The following is a 20,924-nucleotide window of genomic DNA, read 5'->3' as shown; positions in this document are numbered from 1 at the left end:
CCACCCCACTACGGGTCGACGTGAGATCTCGGGCGCTCGATCTTTTGCGTTGCCGCTCCGTCTCGAGACCGGACATCGCGGCCCCGGAGAAAGGGGCTTTGCCCCAGTTCGGATTACAGCAGGACCGTCACCGCTTGCGCGGCGCTTCCAGCCCCTTGAGCAGCAGCGCCAGCAGCGCGTCAATCCGCGCCGGGGCGCCCGGCTCGTTCCATTCTTCCGCATGCGCGGGATGATGGAAGCGGCTGGTAGCATCGAACATGGCGCGCGCCGTCACCTTGACGTCGGCGACCTCGAACGCGCCCTGCTTCACGCCGTCGGACAGGATCAGGGCAATCTGATCGACCAGGCAGTCCTTGTGGCAGCTCACCGACTTGCAGGCCTCACGGGCCAGCGCCAGGTAGGTCGCAAACATTTCGGGATCGTCGCCGAGCCGCTTGTGCTTGATCGAAAACATCGTGCGCAGCCACTTCTCCAGCCGGGCGGGTGCCGGGCCGGAAGCTTCTGCGATCTTCAACAGCGGCGCGCTGAGACGGTCGAGCCAGCGCTTGGCCACCGCCTCGCGCAACGAGGCCTTGCTGGGGAAATGGCGGTAGACGCTGCCGTGGCTGACATCGAGCGCACGGGCAACATCCACCACGGTTGCCTTGGCCAGCCCGTAGCGCCGCAAAACGTCCTCGGTAACCTCCAGAATCCGTTCGGGGGTCAGAACCACGACTTCGTTCATATGCGCACCTTTGATGCGATGGGACGGGTGGTCATCTTATCCCCCTTAGGCAATCACCTTGGCGGGTTAATGTTTCGTCGCCGGTTCCAGCCGCTCGGCCTGGGCGGCCAGGTGACGGGCAACGCTCTGGTTGAGCCAGCGCTGAATTTGGGCGGTCAGATGAATGAGATGGGTCGTCATAACGTAGTCCTTTGCAAGTACCCGAGCTCAAACCATCGAGCCGGGTGACGCCCAATACCGGCGTCGGCAACGGATATAGCATGTCTCGCTGACAGATTTCAATATCTGTCAGTCAATAATCCGTGAGATAGGAGCTTTTTCCGGGGCAGATTCCGGCGGCGTTATGGCCGGGCGACAGGCCCCTTCGCCGCCCCGGCCGGGGTCGTGAGGCCGTCCTGCCCCCGATTTCGGCCTATTCCACGTACTTGGGCGGCATTCGCGGCGGCAGCAGTGGCGTAAACGACACTTCGTCGCCGGGACGCGGTGCCGCCATCACGCCCCCGCCCGTCGAGGGATCGCCGCCCGAAGTCTCCATGATGGTGTTCGGCGTGATGTACTCCCGGATAGCCTCTATCAGACCGCCTTCGCCGCTGCCGAGGTCGGCGGCGCGGCCGCCCTGGGGGCGTCCGGCGGCGATTTCGCTGATCGCCCTGTCGGTCTTTTCAGCCAGCGCGTCCCGGTAAGGAATCCGGTAGGCCCTGGGAATGCCGCTTGGCCGGTTGCCGTCGTCGAGGGTCTCGACCCACAGATAGATCGAGCCCGGATCGCCCTCCAGCGAATGCGGCTCGACGATCCGGGCCTGCAGCAATTTGAAGGCGACAGGGAGCCTGTCGACGGTGGCCCAACCCAATAATCCGCGCACCCCGACAAAGCTCGCGATGTAGAACGCGCTGGTGACGATTACGGCGACCGCCTTGGCCGACCAGTGCAGCCGCGCATAGACCAGCACGATCAGCAGCAGCGCGCCGATCAGCGCGTAGCTGAGCGCGAGCGTGAGGATGACGGATTGAAGATTACTCACGGCTCGGCATCCTGACGCCGGTCTTGGAGTCGATATCCGCGCCGTTCCGCCACGCGTTGCGGAACGTCTCCATCAGCGACTTCTGCCGTTCCTGTACATCGATCACCTTGCCCGCGGCATCGAGCCAGAAGCGCACCGCGGTCTTCTCATGGCCGGTGTGATCGAGCGTCAGCTTGTTGTCGAAGATCACCTGCGCCGCCGGATTGAGTTTTTGCACTTTCACGCTGACCTGAACCGGCTGCCCGGTGGTGGCCTGGAAGTGCGAGACGTTGACGGTGTACTCGCCGGGGACGATGCCGCGCACCGTGACGATTTCCTCGCGGACCGGCGACAGGATCTTCTTGCCGTTGACGATGATGAAATCGTTGGCGCCGCCGCGATCGTCGCGGTCGAGGGTGAGGAAACCGGCCTCGCGCCGACGGTACCAGGCGATATTGCCGGCAGGGTCCTGCACGAACAGGTCGAAATCATCAGGGTGATTGTCCGGCCAGTCCATCGTGATGAGGAATTCGGCCTTGGAATCGATCTTGCCGTCCTTGGCGTCCGGCGAGATCGCGAGCAGCGCAAGGAAGAACAGGAACGCGATCACCTGCAGCGCCTTGAACAGCATCACGCCGAGCGGGTCGAACGGCTCCTCGCGCGGATAGAGACCGAAGTCATCCATCATGGTGGCGTTCCAATACCGGGGTGACGTGCGTCTCGGTCAGCATGACGGCATCGGAAAACACCCGCTGGGTCGCAGCGTCGAGCATGTAGTATTGAATGCGGACCAGGATGGAGCCGATCAGGCCGGCCAGCGTCGTGTACATGGCCACCGCCATGCCGTCGCTCATCAGGCCCATCGATGTCTTCATGGCGGCCTTGTCGGCCGCGTCCAGGGTGGCGATCGGCGCCAGCATGATGATGAAGCCGACGATCGTGCCGAGCAGCCCGAGCTTCATCAGCGTGTCGGACACGAATGCGCCAAAGCCGTTGGAACCGCGCAGCCGGTCGGCCAGCGTCCGTAGTAGCAGCGTCTGGTCGATGCGGCCGGTGGCTTGCGCCCTGGCCTTGGTCACCAGGCTGCGGATGTGATCGGTGACCAGCCCGCCCGGCAGACCGCGCACATCGGCGTCGAGCGCCCTCGCGCCATCAGGCGCCGACAGCACGGCGCGGCAGCCTCTGGCGACCTCGCCTTCCCGCGCGATCGCACGCGTCCGCCAGAAGCAGTGGCCGCAGGTGACGAGGTAGAGAACGGTGATCAGGCTCGAAATATAGGTGCGATCGGAGGCGACCATGAGATGGATGAGCCCGTACCGCCACAGCAGGAAGACGGCAAAGATCGAAAGCCCGGTAAAGATCATCCAGAGCAGCAGGACGCCGCGTTCCGGCGGGGCCGTGCCTGATAATGGGTTCTCGGCGCCAATGGCACTCATGCTGCGTTAGCTCCCTCAAGGGCCGCTGCGCCGAAGCCCGCCCGCCAAAAGGCCCCGCCCCTCGTTAGATCAGAGGCTCCAGGCGTGGTCCAAAGACATATGCCCGCGGTTCGCTGGGAAAATTTCCCAACCTGCACGTCCCCGCCGGCTTGCAATTGGAACGAAATAGCGGTGCTGTTAGCGTCATCGACAAGCCGTGGAGTGATCGCATGCGCCTCGTGCTTCAACTCGTCGCCCGCCTGCTCGTCGTCGTCGCCCTGTGTCTGGGAGCAGCGACCATCTGGGCAACCATCGACGCCTATCGCAGCGTCGATCGGGCCACGGCCGCATCCGCAGAACGGGTCTCCCAGGCGCTGGAAGCGCTCTACTGGCGCGAGTTGCTGTTGCGCGGCAACCGAACGCGCGAACATCTCGTGCCGGTGTCCGATTGGCGCACCATCGAAACGATGAAGCTCATTTCGCCGGGAATTTGCGTTCGCTTCGAGCCGGTGGGCGCGTTCGAGAAGCCGCTCTGCGGCCAGAGCAAGGGGATCGGCAAGCCGCCGCCACTCTGGTTCGCCGCGGCGGTGCAGACGTTGTTTGGCACCCATCCCGCGGTTGCCCAGTCGATCAGCACGCGTAGCGACACCGCAGGAACCGTCTCGGCCATCGCCGATCCGGACGCCGCGATATCGCTGGCCTGGCAGCACATCGTGGATAACATCCACGTCGCGCTGCTGATGGCGCTGGCGATCGCCTTCTTCGCATCGCTCGCGATCGCGCACACGCTCGCGCCGGCGCAGTTGATCGTGACCGCCCTGCAGCGCATGGCGCACGGCCAATACCGGACATCGCTGCCGCGCTTCCGATCGATGGAGCTTGCTATGATCGGGCAAGCCGTCGGCGATCTCGGAGAACGCCTCTCGCAAGCGACGGAAGAGCGGGCCGTCCTGACCCGGCGCCTGCTTGAAATCCGCAACGACGAGCGGCGCGCGCTTGCCCGCGAATTGCACGATGAGTTCGGGCAGAACCTTTCGGCCATTCTCGCCTTTGCCAGCATCATCGAAGCGACCGGCGGTCAGGAACAGGCCAAGAGCCATGTCGAGGGCCAGGTCAAGAGCCAGGTCAAGAACGATGTCGCGCAGGATGCGCGGATGATCTCGCAATCCACCCACCGCATCATGGCATGCTTGCGTGATACCCTGACCCGCTTGCGCCACCCGCCCGCCGAGGAACTCGGGCTGGAAGCCTGCCTCATCAGCCTGGTCGACAGCTGGCGATCGCAGAATGCGACGCAACCGATGATCCAGCTCGACCTGCAGGGCGATCTCGCCGATGTGCGCGGCATCGTTGCCGCGACAGCCTACCGCGTCGCGCAGGAATGCCTGACCAACTCGTTGCGCCACAGCGCCGCGCGCGAGATCGTGCTCCGGATCGAGCGGCGGACGGGAACGGAAAATGCGCTGCTGATCCGCGTGGAGGACGACGGCGGCGGGGATGCGGCCAAGTTAGAACAGTCCGCCGGCTTCGGCCTGACCGGGATCCGTGAGCGCGTGGCAGCACTTGGCGGCTCGCTTTCGATCGCCCGCGCAACGGGTGGCGTCAGCGTGGCGGCCACGATTCCGCTCGCCGCGTGATATCAGGATGACCAATTCCCAGACCAAGGGCATTTCGATCCTGCTGGTCGACGACCATCCCGTCGTGCGGCAGGGTTACCGGCGCGTCCTGGAAAACCAGGACGACTTCCGCGTGGTCGCCGAGGCCGACAACGCCGTCAGCGCGTACCGCGCGTTCAAGACGCATGCCCCCGACATCGTGGTCATGGACATATCGATGCCCGGAGCCAGCGGCCTCGAGGCCATCCGGAACATCAGGATGAGGCACTCCGGCTCACGCATCCTGGTCTTCAGCATGCACAGCGAAGCAGCACTGGTGAAGGCCGCCTTCAGCGCCGGGGCAAGCGGCTATGTGACCAAGAGCAGCGAGCCGGCCGCGCTCATCAAGGCGATCCGCGCCGTAGCGCGCGGCGAACATGCGATGAGCGACGACATTGCGCACGTCCTGGCGATGGAAAGCCTTTCCCCGCAGGGATCGGTGCTCGACCAGTTGGGGGAAAGGGAGATCGAGATCCTCAGGCAATTGGCGGCCGGCGCGACGGCGGAGCAGATCGCCTCCAACCTCAATCTGAGCATCAAGACCGTGCAGAACTACCATTATCTGATCAAGACCAAGACCGGCATGCGAACGGACGCGCAGCTTGTCCGCCTGGCCGTCGAGTGCGGGCTGGCCAGTCTTTAGGGGCGGCCCCAAGCGGCTTTTGGTCCGGCCAAGGCCCCTGTTTTCCCCCTCTCTGCGTCCCCGTATGGGTGGCCTCACCCAGTACGATTTGCTAAAGCACGGCGTAAAAAACAATTCGCCTGGAGTCCTCGATGATCCCCCGCTACACCCGCCCGGAAATGGCCTCCATCTGGGAGCCCCAGACCCGCTTCAAGATCTGGTTCGAGATCGAGGCACATGCGGCGGACGCGCAGGCGGAACTCGGCATCATCCCCAAGGAAGCCGCCAAGACGGTCTGGGCCAAGGCACGTAACGTCACCTTCGACGTGGCCCGGATCGACGAGATCGAGCGCGAGACCAAGCACGACGTCATCGCCTTCCTGACCCATCTGGCCGAAATCGTCGGTCCCGAAGCCCGCTTCGTCCACCAGGGCATGACCTCTTCCGACGTCCTCGACACCTGCCTCAATGTGCAGCTCACCCGCGCCGCGGACCTCCTGATATCAGACGTCGACAAGGTGCTGGCAGCGCTGAAGAAGCGCGCCTTCGAGCACAAGATGACCCCGACCATCGGCCGCTCCCACGGCATCCACGCCGAGCCGGTGACGTTCGGGCTCAAGCTCGCCTACGCCTATGCGGAATTTTCCCGCGCCCGCGAGCGCCTCGTTGCCGCCCGCAAGGAGGTCGCGACCTGCGCGATTTCGGGCGCCGTCGGCACTTTTGCGCAGATTGATCCGCGCGTCGAAGAGCACGTTGCCAGGGCGATGGGGCTCGTCCCCGAGCCGATCTCGACGCAGGTCATCCCGCGCGACCGTCACGCGATGTATTTTGCGACGCTTGGCGTGATCGCCTCTTCCGTCGAGCGGCTGTCGATCGAAATCCGCCATCTGCAGCGCACCGAGGTGCTGGAAGCCGAGGAATTCTTTTCCGAGGGCCAGAAGGGCTCGTCGGCGATGCCGCACAAGCGCAACCCGGTGCTGTCGGAAAATCTCACCGGGCTGTCGCGCATGGTGCGCGCCTATGCGATGCCGGCCATGGAAAACGTCGCCCTCTGGCATGAGCGCGACATCTCGCACTCCTCGGCCGAACGCATGATCGGGCCGGACGCCACCGTGACGCTCGATTTTGCGCTGATGCGCCTTGCCGGCCTGATCGAGAAATTGCTGGTCTATCCCGCCAACATGCAGAAGAACCTCGACCGCCTCGGGGGCCTCGTGCACTCGCAGCGGATTCTGATCGCGCTGACGCAGAAGGGCGCGAGCCGCGAGGACGCCTACAAATACGTCCAGCGCAACGCCATGCCGGTATGGCGCGGCGAAGGCGACTTCCTGACGCTGCTCAAGAAAGACCCCGACGTGAAGAAGCATCTGAGCGATGCCGAGATCGAAGAGCAGTTCGACCTCGGCTATCACTTCAAGCACGTCGACACGATCTTCAAGCGCGTGTTCGGCGAGAGCTGATTATTCCGCCGGCGCGGGCGTAGCCTTCGCCGGCGCCCCGTAAAGCCGCATCAGCACGAAGGTCACCGCCAGGATCGCCAGATAGACCATAAGCTGCATCGCGGTCGGCTGGTCGGTGTAGCCGATCAGCGTGTGCAGCGCCTTGCCGAGGATGCTGGAATCGGAAAGCAGCCAGCCGGAGTCCCAGACCACGTTATCCAGCGCGGTCAGCCAATTGGCCTTTTCCAGGAACGCCGCCGCCTGCGCCGCCATGCCGGCGGCCAACAGCGCGATCAGGATCGTGGTGGTCGTGAACAACGCGCGCGTCGGGATCTTCACCAGGCCGAAATAGGTCAGCATGCAGACCAGCGCGCCGAGCACGAGGCCGGCAAGGCCGCCGAGCGCCACACTCAATCCGCTGTCGTTGCCGCCGGCCAGGACGCCGTAGAGAAACAGCACAACCTCGCTGCCCTCGCGCAGCACGGCGACGCCGACCACGATTGCGAGCGCCAGCAGCGATTTGGAGCCTTCCACTACCGCCTTCCCGGCCGCCCACAATTCGCCGGCAAGCTCCCTGCCATGGCGCGCCATCCAGACATTGTGCCAGGTCAGCATCACGACGGCGACGATCAGGATCGCGGCGTTGAACAACTCCTGTCCCATGCCGGCGAACAGGTTCGACAAGGCGCCGGCAAAGGCCGCAACCACGCAGGCGGCAAGAACGCCCGCGAGCACGCCTCCGGCGATCCACCGGTTGCGGTGCGGCACCGTACGCGTGACCGCAAGCACGATGCCGACGATCAGGCCGGCCTCGAACACTTCACGGAATACGATGATCAGTGCGGCGATCACGATATCTTCTTATTTTACGACGAGCGCGCCACGCGCGACCTTCTCGTTATATTCGTCGAAGAACTCGTAACGGCCCGGCTTCTGGGCGCGGACATTGATGGTGGCGTCGCTGGTGCCGGCGACCACCTTCTCAACCTTCAGGGTCTTGCTTTCGAATTCCATCGCCTTGGCATCGAGGTTCTTCAGCTTGATCACGATCGGCGTGTTGGCGGGCGCGTTGATTTCGGCCGGGTCGAACTTCTTGTCCTTGTAGCTGAGCTGAATCTCGGTCGCGCTTTGCGCGCGGGCTGGCACGGCGGCGGTGATGGCGACGAGCACGACGGCGGCCAAAGTGGCCTTCGAAAGAATGCAAGGCAGGGACATGTGGTTGGGTTCTTTCAATGATGGCTGGCGATATCGAGCGATGGCATACGCCGCCGGAACCCATGCCGTGAAGTGGCAAAGGCCCGTTTCGATTTGGAGGAGTTCTAAATCGTACGTTCCGATCCGCCGTCGATCATGCGGGTGGCTACACGGTCACGCCGGACAAAGTGATGCCACAGCGCAGCCCCCAGGTGGATGGCGATCAGCGCCAGCAGCACATAGGCGAACAGAATGTGGCGGTCCTCCCAGGCCCGGGCCGCTTCCCTGTCGGGCGAGGTAAACTGCGGAACGTGGAACAGCCCGAACCAATCCGAATAGTTCGGCGTGTGGGCGCCCGAATGCGCCCAGCCAAGCACCGCCACCAAAATGGTCACGGCGTAGAGCGACCAATGGCTGAGGTTCGCCGCCATCCGTTGCCAGCGCGGCGTGTCCCCCGGCAAGGCCGGGGTCGGGTTGAGGCCGCGCCAGATCAGCCGCAACACCATCAGCAGCAGCACGAGATAGCCGATATCGGCATGAATCGAGCGATAGAAAAAACGGTCCGGACGCGCCGGGATGTGGTTCACCCACCAGCCGAAGGCGATCATACCGATGATCGCGGCGCCGAGAATCCAGTGTAACTAGCGCGCCAGGCTGCCCCAGGTGGACAGGGTATTTCGTATCATAATGGTTGCGCCTTCCGCCGCTCCTATCCACCGGGCCGACACGGGGGCTTGCGCGTCGGTTACGGGCCGGAAGTCGTAGCTTTCCGGTCTTGCCAAGGCGATTTGAATCATTCCAAACTACCGCTCCCGCTGGTGGTTGCCCGAAAGCCGGGGCGTCGGCGCCGTCAAATCAACTGAACGATAACCGCAGATCGGCTAAGGTCGCAGCGTGTCAGCCCCGCCCACAATTCTCGTCTTCGACTCCGGCCTTGGCGGCCTCACGGTCTTGCGCGAAATCGTCGGCGCCCGGCCCGATGCGCACTACGTCTATGTTGCCGACGATGCGTTCTTCCCCTATGGCCACCACAGCGAGGAAGAGATCATCGCCCGCGTGGTGCCGCTGGTCGGCGAGTTGATCGCGCGCCACGCCCCCGCCTTGGTCGTGATTGCCTGCAACACCGCTTCCACGCTGGTCATGTCGCACCTGCGCAACGCCTATAGCGTGCCGTTCGTCGGCACCGTGCCTGCGATCAAGCCGGCCTGCGCCAGTTCGAAGACCAAACGCGTGTCGGTGCTCGGCACCAAGGGCACCGTCAAGCGCGAATACACCAGGCGCCTGATCGATGATTTCGCGCAAGGCTGCGAAGTGACGCTGGTGGGATCGGCGGAACTCGCCTCGCTTGCCGAATCCGCCCTCAGCGGCAACGACGTGAGCGACCATGATATCGCAGCCGAGCTTGCCCCCTGCTTCGTCGGAGATGGCAAGGATCGCACCGATACCATCGTGCTGGCCTGCACCCACTATCCGCTGCTGCTCGATCGCCTGACCAGGCTCGCGCCGTGGCCGGTCGACTGGATCGATCCGGCGCCCGCCATCGCCCGGCGCGTGTCCGACCTGCTGGGATCTCCGGTGCGGGAAAGCGACAAGGCCGGGGCCGAGATGATATTCACCTCGCAGCGGCCGCACACGCTGAGCCGGTCGCTGATGCCGTTTTTCGGCGGACGCGTCCCGGCGTAGGGAAGCCGTGGCCGGCATGAAGCCGACCCGGCATTGCAAGTTTTCTATCGTTCGGCGTTGACGAGTTGATAGGCGCCGCGCTCGAACGCGTCGTAGACGGCCAGCGCCTTGGCGTCCGCGAATGGCAAATACTGCATCATGATCACGCCGGCGATGCCGCGCGCCGGATCGATCCAGAAGAACGTATTGTTGATGCCGCCCCAGCTCAGGCTGCCGGCAGAACGCTTGCCGGGCAGCTGATCGGCGGTGATGAGGAAGCCGAGCCCCCACTTGTCGCGGCCGTCAGCGATGAAGGTGAAATCGGCGCTCCGCGGCAGCGCGGTCTTGAGTGCGGGGACCGAGACCGCACCGATATGGTTCTGGCCCATCAGCGCCACCGTCTCGGCCTTGAGCACACGCGCTCCGTCCAGCGCGCCGCCGTTGAGCAGCATGCGCACGAAGCGCCCGTAGTCATCGGCAGTCGAGGCAAGGCCGCCGCCGCCGATCGGCGCCGCGATGGTGAGCCCGAGCTGCGGCTTTTGCAGTTCGACGGCACCGTCCATGCGCGCGCCGCCGCGCTGCTGCTGGGCGACGAGGCGCGGCCCCTTTGCCTCCGGCACGTTGTAGGAGGTGTCATCCATCTTGAGCGGGGCAAAGATGTGCTGGCGGAAATAATCCTCGAGCTTCTGGCCGGACACCACCTCGACCAGCTTGCCGACGACATCGGTGCTGGTGCTGTAGTGCCAGCGCTCGCCCGGATCGAACAGCAGCGGTCCGCCGAACGGATAGGTTTCGCCGGCGCGCGGCTTGAGATCGCGCCAGATCTCGCTGGTGAACGGATAGGCCAATCCGGAAGTGTGCGTCAGGAAGTGCTTGACGGTCGGCGGCCGCGATGCCGGACGAACCTGGTAGGCGCCGGTCGCCTTATCGAACGATTCAATGACCTTCAGTCCCACCAGTTCCGGCAGGTATTTTTCGGCCGGATCATCGAGACCAAGACGGCCCTGCTCGATCAGTTGCATCAACGCCACAGACGTGATCGCCTTGGTCATCGAGGCAATACGAAACAGCGCGTCTGTCGTCAGCGGGCGCCCGGTCGAGACATCGGCGACGCCGAATGCGCCCTGATAAAGCACGCGATCCCGATCGGTGATCAGCGCGACCACGCCCGGGACATCCTTGCGCTCGACCGCGCCGCGCAGGCTTGTGTCGAGGGCTGCACTCGCTGGTGAATTTTGCGCACTCGCGGTGCCTGCCAACGCAGCAATTCCAACGCCTATCATGAAAACAATTCCCGCAGCCTTTCGATTCATGGAAGCCTCCCTGTTGCGTCGAGCCCGGGTATCTCCCGCGCTCTTCTGCCGAGGCTATTCTTTGTTATGACGGCGATGGGCACGCCGCTGCCTCGACCTGTCGCACCGTGACCTTAGCACTCTCGATTACGGGTTGCGCAACAGCAGATTGCTCGCCCTGCCTGTGGGCACTAGCCCAATTGCCGGCCCACCATCCGTCCGATTTCCGCAAAGATGGCTTCGAACCGCGGCGGCGTGGGCGAGCCTCCCTGCGTATAGGCGCAAATCAGCACCGGTCCGCCCACCTTTGGCCAGGCGATCGCGACGTCGCCGGAGGCGTCCTTGCCGTTGTTGCCGGTCTTGTCGCCGATCTTCCAGTCCTTCGGCAGGCACACCGCGCAGGCGGTTGTTGCCGGTCTTGCAGCCCACCATCCATTCCGTGAGATGTTCGCGTGAGCCCTGCGACAGCGCATCGCCGAGCAGGAAGCGGCGCAGATTTCCGGCCATCGCGGCGGGCGTGGTGGTGTCGTTGGGATCCCCGGGCGGCGAGCGGTTCAGCTCCGGCTCGTTATGGTCGAGACGCGAGACCGTATCTCCGTTCGCACGCCAGAACGCCGTCAGCGCGGCCGGGCCGCCGATCCGCGCCAGCAGCAGGTTGGCGCAGGCGTTGTCGCTGAGCTCGACGATAGCCTTGCACATCTCGGACACCGGCATCGCGCCCGCGGCAAGGTTTTGCTTGGCGACCGGCGCGTAGTCGAGCAGATCCGCCGCGCCATACGCGATCATGGCATCGAGACGGTCCTCGCCGCGGTCGACGCGCGCCAGCACGCAGGCCGCGAGCGAGGCCTTGAACGTGCTGCACATGACGAAGCGCTCCTCGGCGCGCCAGACCAGCTTCGTGCCGCTTGCGAGATTCTCGGCATAAAGGCCGATCCGTCCACCGGTTTCGCGCTCATACGCCGCCAGCGCCGGCGGCGCCTCCTCCGCGAACGCGGGCGAGAGCACGAGGCTAGATGCCGCTGCCAGGAACGTACGTCGATTGATCGTCATGAAAGCATCCTTCGCGCTGAATTCTTAGGCGTTGCGTTGCTTGCCGCTTGCGCCGGAATCATGGCGAGCCAGGCGCGAAGCGTTAAAAACCAGGTGCGATTCGTTAAAAACAATGTGGCTCGATGGGCCACGGATTTATCCATATGATACTGATCACGCATTTTTTAATCGGCCGTTTGATTAGGGAGTTTCCGCCTTGACCTCCGCACAACCTGCGCCGCTCAACCGTCTGCGCCAGCTATGGCGGGAGGGACGCCCGACCTTCGGCGCGATCGCGACCATTCCCTCGATCCAGACCGTGCAAATCATGGCGCGTTCGGGGATGGACTGGATCATCGTCGATCTCGAGCATGGGCCGATCGATCTCGGCTCGGCGCACGCGATGATCACCGCAACGGCCGGTACACCCTGCGTGCCGATGGTGCGAATTGCCGCCAATGAGCCGTGGCTGGCGAAAGCCCCGATGGACATCGGCGCGCTCGGCATCAACTTTCCGATGATCTGCAGCCGAGCGGACGCCGAAAAGGCCGTGAGCAGCGTGGGCTATCCGCCAAAGGGCGACCGGCTGTGGGGCCCGTTCCACGCGCCGTTCCGCTGGGGCGTCTCGATGCCGGAATATATGACGACCGCCGACGATGACATGATCTGCATGATCACCATCGAACATGTCGAAGCGGTCGAACGCATCGACGAGATCATGGCGACACCAGGCATCGACCTCGCGGTGATCGGCCCCGGCGACCTCGCGACCTCCATCAACAAGCGCGGCCTGCCTGACGACCCGGAAGTCGTGACGCTGATGGCGCGCGCGGAAGAAGGGATCCTCAGGAGCGGCGTGCCGATCGGCGGCGTCGCCCGCACCGCCGAACAGGCCAACCGGATGATCGCGCGCGGCTATGTGGCGCTGGCGCTCGGCTTCGACTGGTCGCTGTTCCAGCGCGGCATCGCCGCGAGCCTTGACGGGATCAAGCGATAGGTGCCGAGACGACGCGGCCGCTTCCAGCACCGCACAACCGCTGCTAAACTTTCTCAACAGGGAGAAAACGCATGATCAAAAAGCTTCTGCTCGGACTGGCCGTCGTGGCTGTCGCGGGCGCCAGTGTCGCCATCGCCCAGCAAACCGGGATCAAACGCACGCCGCTGCAAAAGCTCGATTTCCCGGCCGGCTACAACACCGTCACCGCGATTGCGGAAGTTCCCGCCGGCGGGGCCGCGGGCCGCCATACCCATCCGGGGGCCGAAACCGGCTACGTGCTCGAAGGCGAACTCGAGCTTATCATCGACGGCCAGCCCCCGATGAAAATCAAGGCAGGGGAATCCTATCAAATCCCCGAAGGCGCAATTCACGACGCAAAAGCTGGCGACAAGCCCTTCAAAGTGCTCGGGGTTTACGTGGTAAAGGCTGGTGAGCCGCTGGCCAAGCCGGCGCCGTAAAGCGATCTCGCTGGCGTCAAATTGCCAGGTTCGTGCTAGATGAGATACTGGCAGGCCGCCGGAGCGGCGGGCCTTTTGTGATTTGCTTGTTGCGGAAACCCTGAGTGGAGCGATGCGCGGAACGGTTCGAAAAATCACACTACCGCGCCGCCTGGTCGCCGACCTCATGCACGCGTCGCTCCGCGTGCCCTTTGTTTCGCTCGCGCGCCCGCTTCATATCCGCGCCCTGCAGGAGGCCCGTGGACAGGCGGCCGAGCGACCGGGCTGGGCTGCGATCTTCGTCAAGGCGTTCGCGCTGGTGGCGAAGGAAGAGCCGGTGCTGCGCACCCTTTATGTCAAATGGCCGATCCCTGCCTTTTACGAACTGCCCCGCAGCGTCGCTATGGTGGCGATCGCCAGGGTCGAGGACGGCCAGGATTGCGTGCTGCCGCAAAAGGTCGCCGCACCCGATGAAATGCCGCTTGCCGAGGTCGAAACCCTGATCCGGCATGCCAAGGAGGCGCCGATCGACGAGGTGCCGGCGTTCCGGAAGATTTTGCGAACCACCCGGCTGCCGCTGCCGCTGCGCCGCCTGTTCTGGGCGGTCGGGCTGAATTTCGGCCGCCAGCGGGCCAATTATTTCGGCAGTTTTGGCGTGACCTCGGTGGCCGCCTATGGTGCCGGCCAGCTCCACGCCATCAGCCCCGGACCGTTTGTCCTGAGCTATGGGGTGGAAAAGCCCGACCAGACCATCGACGTCGTGCTGCGCTGGGATCACCGGATTACCGACGCCGCCCCGATGGCCAGGGCGCTGAACCGGCTGGAACAGGTGCTGAACGGTGAAATTGCCGCCGAATTGCGGGCAAATCGGCAGCAAAGCGAGCCCAAACCGGTCCGGGCGGTCGCGACCTGACGGCGGCGGATCCGGCCTCGAAAACCGGGCGTTTTCGTTGACAGAACGGCGTTTTCTCCCTAAGAACCCGCTTGCTCGCGGGCCGGTTTCGGCCCGCGTTGCGTTTCGCGACCCGTGGTCTTCCCCGAGCTTTCGAGGCGGACCTGTCGGCCCCGGCAAGTGCCGGTGCACAGGAGGGCGCGTTTCCTCAAAACTCAAACCTAATGCAGAGGACGCGATGACTAAGCGCAGTGAGGCGAAATACAAGATCGATCGCCGTATGGGCCAGAACATCTGGGGCCGCCCGAAGAGCCCCGTGAACCGCCGTGAATACGGCCCCGGCCAGCACGGCCAGCGCCGCAAGGGCAAGCTGTCCGACTTCGGCGTCCAGCTCCGCGCCAAGCAAAAGCTCAAGGGCTACTACGCCAACATTTCCGAGCGCCAGTTCCACGGCATCTATGTCGAAGCCGGCCGGATGAAGGGCGACACCGGTGAAAACCTGATCGGCCTGCTCGAGCGCCGCCTCGATACGGTGGTCTATCGCGCCAAGTTCGTCGCCACGATGTTCGCCGCGCGCCAGTTCATCAACCACGGCCACATCAAGGTGAACGGCCGCCGCGTCAACATTTCGAGCTACAAACTCAAGCCCGGCGACCTCGTCGAGATCAAGGAATCCTCCAAGCAGCTCACCCCGGTGCTGGAAGCAAGCCAGCTCGGCGAGCGCGACGTGCCCGACTTCATCGAAGCCGATCACGGCAAGATGACCGCGAAGTTCACCCGCATCCCCGCTTTGTCGGACGTGCCGTTCGCGGTGCAGATGGAGCCGCATCTGATCGTCGAATTCTATTCGCGCTGATCGGTCCTCGGTTCAGAGATATCAAAGGCCCCGGTTTTGCCGGGGCCTTTTTTCTACCCGCAGTTTGGAATGCGCATGGTTCAAGCGCCGACTTGCAAGTAGGATTCAGCCGAGGGTTCAGCCAAGGATGGTCATCGGTTGAACCGGTGCCGGGGACAACATGCGTTTGAGCGACTGCTACAACTTCCATGATTTCCGCAAGCTGGCTCAACGACGGTTGCCCGGCCCGATCTTCAACTACATCGACGGCGCCGCCGATGACGAGGCAACGTTTCGCCAGAATACCGCGAGCTTCGAGCGTTGCGATCTGGTGCCCAACGTCCTGCGCGGGGTCGAAGCCATCGACATGTCGGTGACCGTCATGGGCCAGAAACTGGCGATGCCGATCTATTGCTCCCCGACCGCACTGCAGCGACTGTTCCACCATGCCGGCGAACGGGCGGTGGCCGCCGCGGCCGCGAAGTATGGCACGATGTTCGGCGTATCCTCGCTCGGCACCGTAAGCCTCGAGGAATTGCGCAAGGCGCACGACACGCCGCAGGTCTATCAGTTCTATTTTCACCGGGATCGCGGGCTCAACCGCGCCATGATGCAGCGGGCGAAGGAAGCCGGCGTCAACGTCATGATGCTGACCGTGGACAGCATCACCGGCGGCAACCGCGAACGCGACCTGCGTACCGGATTCTCAATTCCCTTCAGGCTGACGCTTGCCGGCATGGCCCAGTTTGCGGTCAAGCCGATGTGGGGCATCAACTACCTCACCCATGAGGGTTTCAAACTGCCTCAGCTCGACGAGCACGTCGATATGAGCGGCGGCGCGATGTCGATCGGCCGCTACTTCACCGAAATGCTCGACCCCGCCATGACCTGGGACGACGTCGCTGAAATGGTGCAGCTATGGGGCGGGCAATTCTGCCTGAAGGGCATCATGTCGGTGGCCGACGCCAAACGCGCCGTTGAAATCGGCTGCACCGGTATCGTGCTTTCCAACCATGGCGGCCGGCAGCTCGACGGCTCGCGGGCGGCGTTCGATCAATTGGCTGAAATCGTGGATGCCGTCGGGGACCGGATCGACGTGATCATGGACGGCGGGGTCCAGCGCGGAACCCACGTCCTGAAAGCGCTGTCGCTGGGGGCCAAGGCTGTTGGCGTTGGACGCTTCTATCTTTATCCTCTCGCCGCGGCCGGTCAGGCCGGCGTTGAGCGCGCCCTCGGCCTGATGCGGGCCGAGATCGAGCGAGGAATGAAGTTGATGGGGTGCAGATCGATCGACCAGCTGTCACGCGAAAATCTGCGCTTCAGATAATTCCTTCTCCCCTCATCACGTTGCAAATATCGAGAACCCTCCATGCACTACACCCCTGCCCCGCGCGACCCCAAGGCCGACCCCATCCGCATCAACCTGCTGTCGGACACGCAGACGCGCCCCACACCAGCGATGCGCGAGGCGATGGCGCGCGCCGAGGTCGGCGACGAACAGATCGGTGACGATCCGACGGTGAATTTGCTGTGCGAACGCGTCGCCGACCTGCTCGGCAAGGAAGCCGCGGTGTTCATGCCATCGGGCACCATGTGCAACGTCGCGGCGACGCTGGCCCATTGCCGGCCGGGCGATGAAATTCTGGCCCATGTCAGCGCGCATATCATTGCCCGCGAAGGCGGCGCGCATGCTGCGTTAGGCGGATTCCAGATCACGCCGCTCCCGGGCGACGACGGGCAATTCGCACCCGAAACATTCCGCGCCGCGCTGCATCCGCGCTCGCGTTACCAGCCGCCGCAGACCGTCGTCAGCGTCGAGCAGACCGCCAACATCGGTGGCGGCACGATCTGGAAGAAAACGGCGCTGGATGAAGTGGTAGCGATCGCCAAGGCGAACGGGCTCATCACCCATATGGATGGCGCGCGGCTGTTGAACGCCTGCGTCGCGACAAAAATATCGGCGCGCGACATGGCCGCCGGCTGGGATTCGGCCTGGATCGATTTCTCAAAAGGCCTCGGCGCGCCGATCGGTGGCGTGATTGCGGGTTCGCGCGCCTTCATCGACGACGTCTGGCGCTGGAAGCAGCGGCTCGGCGGATCGATGCGGCAAGCCGGCATTGCTGCGGCTGCCTGCGTCTACGCGCTCGACCATCACGTCGATCGCCTCGCCGACGATCACGCCAATGCGCGGGCGCTGGCGCGCGGGCTGTCGCAGATCAACGGCATCGAGGTGCAGCAGCCCGAGACCAATCTGGTGTTCTTCAAGCCTGACGGCGCGGGCATAGCCGGCGACAAAATGGTCGTGGCCTTGCGCAAGCGCGGCGTCCTGCTCGCGATGATGGACGGCCGCATTCGCGCCTGCACCCATCTCGACGTCAGCGCTGACATGATCGAGGAGACGGTCGGCATCGTGCGCGAGATCGTACGCGGGGCGTGAGCGAACTCAGTCAACAGCAGCAGTGCGCGCCCGCCACAGCGCACTGCCGAGCAGGACATACGCCGCCCCGGTCCACATCGCCTGCCAGTTCTCGAACCCTTCGTTGAAGACGACATAGACCGCGGCAAGCGCGAACAGCCCGGCGAACACGGCTTCCGCGAGCGGTCGCTCGCCGGATTTCGAACCGTTGAGGAACGCCAATGTCCAGAACGGCACCGCGGCCATGGTCAAGGCGGCGAACGGGAAATCGCGCCAGCGCGCGTCGAAGATCAGGCTGAGCGCGGTTTGCGTTGATATGAGCGTCGTTACGATCAGCGTGATGCCCAGCATGTTGGCCATGAAAAACGGGGTCAGGCCCTTGGCCGGTCCCAACACTTCAAGAAACGACGGAAGCCCGCGCCCCGACATCAAGGCGTAGGTAGACAGCAGCGGCGCTGTCACTGCCGCCGCCAGCAAAAAACCCTGAACCAGCCAGCCACCGGCCCCATAGCTTTCGTGGAGCATCTTGTCGGCGCTCACGCCCAGTAGGATCCCGCTGACGGTCGCGGACATGGCGACCGCCAGCCACGATGCCAATGGCGTCGGCGACGGACGGCGCTTCAGCGTGATCAAGGCTGTTGCGAATATTCCGATGCAAAGAAACATCCCGCAGCCCATCTGCAGCTTCCAGAACGGATAGTTGCTGATGGCTACCCCTGCCGGATATTTCAGCTTGCGTTCGGTCCCGTCGAACAGCCCCCAGTAGCCACCCACGGTCCCTTCCCAGCGGCGCTTCCACGGTTCGTCATAGGCTTCAAAAAAATTGACGCGAAATTTGTCCTGTCTCGCCCGCTCGAGAATCTCGGAAATGAAACGCGCCTGGTTGACACGGGAAGCCAGCGCACCGTCGCGCATCCGCCCGTGGCTAGGCCAGCCGGTTTCGCCGATCAGGATCTCCTTGCCGGGAAAGGCTGCCACCACCTGCTTGCGAATCTCATCCACATGCGCGGCCGCCTCCTTGGCGCGCGGCGGAACGTCCTCCCAGTAGGGCAGGAAATGGGCGGTGATGAAATCGACGTCCTCACCTACTTCGCGGTAACGCAACCAGAATTCCCAAACATCTGCGTAGGTCACCGGCACATTCACGCGCGGCTTGACCGAGCGGATGATCTGCCGCAGGTCGGCGACGGTCATCTCTCCCCGCAGCAGCACTTCGCTGCCGACGATCACGGCCGTGACCGTGCCGGGATGATCCTTCACCAGAGAAACCGCGATGTCGGCGAGTTGGGCGTTCTTGGCGCGATCGCGTCCGATCCAGATGCCGAGCAGAACCTTCAATCCGACCTTCGACGCAAGATCGGGCACCTTGTCGAGCCCGTTGTCGATGGAATAGGTGCGGATGCATTTGGAGACCTTGGCCAGCTCAGCCAGATCCTCGGCGATCTGCTCCGGACGGACGATCAGCGTCGGATCATGCGGCGTCTGATCGTTGCGGAACGGCGCGTAGGAAATGCACTCCAGCTTCGACGCATCATCGATCGGCGCGCGCGTCAGCGCCACCGGCGTGGCCAGCCACCACCACACCGCGGCAACGATGCCCAGCGATACGAAGAAAAGCGCCAGCGGCGTGCGAAAGCCGATCGTCCTGCTCCCCAAATCGGTGAATATGTCCGCTTATTTAGCGGCGAGCGGCAGCCCTGTCGACCCGCGATGCAGCCTGTTGCACAATTGCACCGAGACACGGAAGCGGTGATATTAGGCCTGCTTCAAACACGAAGCATCAAGAGTGAGCCCGTTTTGCTCAAAATTGATCCCGGCGCGGCGAGAGAGAAGATGCCATTCAAGAGATTTTCAAGGCGCCAATTTGGCAGGATTGCAGGCTGGTCGGCACTTGGCATGTCGGCGCTGTCGGCCGGATCCGGACGGGCCCAATCGGACGCCGATACCACAACAAGACGAGCCACCTCTTCCGGCTTTCCGAACGGTTTTCTGTGGGGTACCGCGACCTCGGCCTATCAGATTGAGGGAGCCGTAAACGAAGACGGCCGTGGTCCTTCGATCTGGGACCGCTTCACCCACACGCCCGGGACCATCTCCGATAACAGCAACGGCGATACCGCGACCGACCACTATCGTCTTTACAAGGAAGACATCCAGTTGATGAAGGCGCTGGGTGCAAAGGCCTATCGGTTCTCGATTGCCTGGCCGCGCGTCTTCCCGGAAGGCGCCGGCGCGCCAAATCCAAAGGGTCTCGATTTCTACAACCGCCTTGTCGACGAATTGTTGGCGAACGGCATCGAGCCGTTCGCGACGCTGTATCATTGGGACCTGCCGCAGGCACTGCAGGACCGCTTCGGCGGCTGGACCTCGCGCGATACGTCAAAGGCATTTGCGGATTACGCAGCCCATGTCACGGGGCGCCTAAGCGACCGGGTGAAGCACTTCTTCACCATCAACGAATGCTCCAGGCTCGTTCATCTCGGCCATGAGTTTGGCGCTGATGCGCCGGGGCTCAAACTATCCCCACCTGATGTGAAGCAGGTCCGGCACAACGTCGCGCTGGGGCACGGTCTCGCGGTTCAGGCGATCCGGGCCAGTGGTCAGGCGGGAATCAGGATCGGTCCGGCGGAAAATGCCGTGAGCTGCATTCCGGCCATCGAAACGCCTGCCAACATCCGCGCAGCCGAGCTCGCGACGCGCGAGCTCAATGCCGGCTATCTGACCGTGATGCTCGAGGGAAAATACACCGATGCATATCTCGCGCAGGCCGGCAAAGATGCTCCGAAATACACCGCCGAAGATCTGCGCATCATCTCCTCCCCGATCGATTTTGTCGGGCTGAATGTCTACATGCCTGATCATTACGTCGTTGCTGCCGACAACGAGCGCGGCTTCACGCTGGCGCCATTTCCCAAATCGTTCCCGCACATGAAGGCGACCTGGCTCAGGCCTGCCCCCGAGGCGATGTACTGGGTGCCGCGCCACGTTGCAAAACTGTGGAACGTGAAGTCGATCTACATCACCGAGAACGGAACGTCGGGGAGCGACCAGCCGGCCGCGGACGGCACTATCTACGACGTCGATCGCATCATGTACTTACGCAACTATCTGACGCAGTTGCAGCGCGCGACATCAGAGGGCGTCCCCGTGCTCGGATATTTCCTGTGGAGCCTGATGGACAATTTCGAATGGTCGGATGGATATGAAGAGCGCTTCGGCCTCTATCACGTCGACTTCGAAACCAAGCGCCGGACGCCCAAGTTGAGCGCGGCTTTCTTCCGCGAGACGATCGCGCGCAACGCCGTGGCGTAATCC

At 63.6% G+C, this 20,924-nt stretch carries 20 protein-coding genes and 1 pseudogene; 11 read left to right on the top strand and 10 right to left on the bottom strand.

Going from position 1 to position 20,924, the window contains the following annotated elements:
- Positions 1–127: 127 nt before the first annotated feature.
- The 4 genes from ACVWVY_RS21425 to ACVWVY_RS21410 form a co-directional block, all read right to left on the bottom strand.
- Positions 128–724, bottom strand: a complete 597-nt coding sequence (locus ACVWVY_RS21425; protein WP_456628249.1) for a TetR family transcriptional regulator — start codon at positions 722–724, stop codon at positions 128–130.
- Between the two features lie 412 nt (positions 725–1,136).
- Complete coding sequence (locus ACVWVY_RS21420; protein ID WP_456628248.1) at positions 1,137–1,745, bottom strand: hypothetical protein; 609 nt, start codon at positions 1,743–1,745, stop codon at positions 1,137–1,139.
- On the bottom strand, positions 1,738–2,412 hold the full coding sequence (locus ACVWVY_RS21415; RefSeq protein WP_456628247.1) for a hypothetical protein: 675 nt from the start codon (positions 2,410–2,412) through the stop codon (positions 1,738–1,740). Before ACVWVY_RS21415 ends, ACVWVY_RS21420 begins: the two co-directional genes overlap by 8 nt.
- Positions 2,402–3,160, bottom strand: coding sequence for a MotA/TolQ/ExbB proton channel family protein (locus ACVWVY_RS21410; RefSeq protein ID WP_456628246.1), 759 nt, complete (start codon positions 3,158–3,160; stop codon positions 2,402–2,404). The genes ACVWVY_RS21415 and ACVWVY_RS21410 overlap by 11 nt, the downstream gene beginning before the upstream one ends.
- Positions 3,161–3,369: 209 nt before the next feature.
- Here ACVWVY_RS21410 and ACVWVY_RS21405 point away from each other — a divergent pair, with 209 nt between their 5' ends.
- The 3 genes from ACVWVY_RS21405 (at position 3,370) to purB (ending at position 6,876) form a co-directional block, all read left to right on the top strand.
- On the top strand, positions 3,370–4,776 hold the full coding sequence (locus ACVWVY_RS21405; protein WP_456628245.1) for an ATP-binding protein: 1,407 nt from the start codon (positions 3,370–3,372) through the stop codon (positions 4,774–4,776).
- Positions 4,777–4,783: 7 nt separating this feature from the next.
- On the top strand, positions 4,784–5,437 hold the full coding sequence (locus ACVWVY_RS21400; RefSeq protein WP_456628244.1) for a response regulator: 654 nt from the start codon (positions 4,784–4,786) through the stop codon (positions 5,435–5,437).
- A 131-nt stretch (positions 5,438–5,568) separates the two neighbouring features.
- Complete coding sequence (gene purB, locus ACVWVY_RS21395) at positions 5,569–6,876, top strand: adenylosuccinate lyase (RefSeq protein ID WP_456628243.1); 1,308 nt, start codon at positions 5,569–5,571, stop codon at positions 6,874–6,876.
- On the opposite strand, the gene ACVWVY_RS21390 is transcribed toward purB, so the two are convergent.
- The 3 genes from ACVWVY_RS21390 to ACVWVY_RS21380 all read right to left on the bottom strand — a co-directional run bounded on the left by ACVWVY_RS21390 (position 6,877) and on the right by ACVWVY_RS21380 (position 8,681).
- Positions 6,877–7,707 (bottom strand): FTR1 family iron permease, encoded by an 831-nt coding sequence (locus ACVWVY_RS21390; protein ID WP_456628242.1) that lies wholly within the window; start codon positions 7,705–7,707, stop codon positions 6,877–6,879. It abuts the gene before it with no gap.
- A gap of 9 nt (positions 7,708–7,716) precedes the next feature.
- Entirely contained in the window at positions 7,717–8,070 is a 354-nt protein-coding gene (locus tag ACVWVY_RS21385; RefSeq protein ID WP_456628241.1) for a cupredoxin domain-containing protein, read from the bottom strand.
- Positions 8,071–8,174: 104 nt separating this feature from the next.
- Entirely contained in the window at positions 8,175–8,681 is a 507-nt protein-coding gene (locus ACVWVY_RS21380) for a cytochrome b (protein ID WP_456632270.1), read from the bottom strand.
- A 262-nt stretch (positions 8,682–8,943) separates the two neighbouring features.
- On the opposite strand from ACVWVY_RS21380, the gene murI reads away from it, so the two are divergent.
- Complete coding sequence (gene murI, locus ACVWVY_RS21375; protein ID WP_456628240.1) at positions 8,944–9,732, top strand: glutamate racemase; 789 nt, start codon at positions 8,944–8,946, stop codon at positions 9,730–9,732.
- 44 nt (positions 9,733–9,776) lie between these two features.
- Here the strand turns inward: murI and ACVWVY_RS21370 are convergent, their stop codons facing one another.
- Together ACVWVY_RS21370 and bla are read right to left on the bottom strand one after the other, a co-directional pair.
- Complete coding sequence (locus ACVWVY_RS21370) at positions 9,777–11,024, bottom strand: serine hydrolase domain-containing protein (RefSeq protein ID WP_456628239.1); 1,248 nt, start codon at positions 11,022–11,024, stop codon at positions 9,777–9,779.
- A gap of 170 nt (positions 11,025–11,194) precedes the next feature.
- Positions 11,195–12,053 (bottom strand): annotated as a pseudogene (gene bla, locus ACVWVY_RS21365) (class A beta-lactamase).
- A gap of 196 nt (positions 12,054–12,249) precedes the next feature.
- Here bla and ACVWVY_RS21360 point away from each other — a divergent pair.
- The 6 genes from ACVWVY_RS21360 to ACVWVY_RS21335 all read left to right on the top strand — a co-directional run bounded on the left by ACVWVY_RS21360 (position 12,250) and on the right by ACVWVY_RS21335 (position 17,630).
- Positions 12,250–13,029: an HpcH/HpaI aldolase family protein gene (locus ACVWVY_RS21360; protein ID WP_456628238.1), complete on the top strand. Its 780-nt coding sequence runs from the start codon at positions 12,250–12,252 to the stop codon at positions 13,027–13,029.
- A gap of 71 nt (positions 13,030–13,100) precedes the next feature.
- Positions 13,101–13,487 (top strand): cupin domain-containing protein, encoded by a 387-nt coding sequence (locus ACVWVY_RS21355; protein ID WP_456628237.1) that lies wholly within the window; start codon positions 13,101–13,103, stop codon positions 13,485–13,487.
- 112 nt (positions 13,488–13,599) lie between these two features.
- The gene (locus tag ACVWVY_RS21350) at positions 13,600–14,379 is read left to right on the top strand and encodes an acyltransferase (RefSeq protein WP_456628236.1); all 780 of its coding nucleotides are present in this window, start codon (positions 13,600–13,602) and stop codon (positions 14,377–14,379) included.
- A 217-nt stretch (positions 14,380–14,596) separates the two neighbouring features.
- Positions 14,597–15,214: a 30S ribosomal protein S4 gene (gene rpsD, locus ACVWVY_RS21345; protein ID WP_108516453.1), complete on the top strand. Its 618-nt coding sequence runs from the start codon at positions 14,597–14,599 to the stop codon at positions 15,212–15,214.
- Positions 15,215–15,374: 160 nt separating this feature from the next.
- Positions 15,375–16,520 carry an alpha-hydroxy acid oxidase gene (locus ACVWVY_RS21340; RefSeq protein ID WP_456628235.1) on the top strand — a complete coding sequence of 382 codons (1,146 nt, stop codon included), beginning with the start codon at positions 15,375–15,377 and terminating at the stop codon, positions 16,518–16,520.
- Positions 16,521–16,562: 42 nt separating this feature from the next.
- On the top strand, positions 16,563–17,630 hold the full coding sequence (locus ACVWVY_RS21335; RefSeq protein ID WP_456628234.1) for a threonine aldolase family protein: 1,068 nt from the start codon (positions 16,563–16,565) through the stop codon (positions 17,628–17,630).
- Between the two features lie 6 nt (positions 17,631–17,636).
- Here the strand turns inward: ACVWVY_RS21335 and ACVWVY_RS21330 are convergent, their stop codons facing one another.
- A complete protein-coding gene (locus ACVWVY_RS21330; protein ID WP_456628233.1) occupies positions 17,637–19,265 on the bottom strand; it encodes a glycoside hydrolase family 17 protein in 1,629 nt (542 codons plus the stop codon).
- A gap of 177 nt (positions 19,266–19,442) precedes the next feature.
- Here ACVWVY_RS21330 and ACVWVY_RS21325 point away from each other — a divergent pair, with 177 nt between their 5' ends.
- A complete protein-coding gene (locus ACVWVY_RS21325) occupies positions 19,443–20,921 on the top strand; it encodes a GH1 family beta-glucosidase (RefSeq protein ID WP_456628232.1) in 1,479 nt (492 codons plus the stop codon).
- Positions 20,922–20,924: the final 3 nt, after the last annotated feature.

Source organism: Bradyrhizobium sp. URHC0002 (assembly GCF_054059515.1).
The sequence above is the reverse complement of the archived record's forward strand: the minus strand, read 5'-3'. Positions and strand labels throughout refer to the sequence as shown.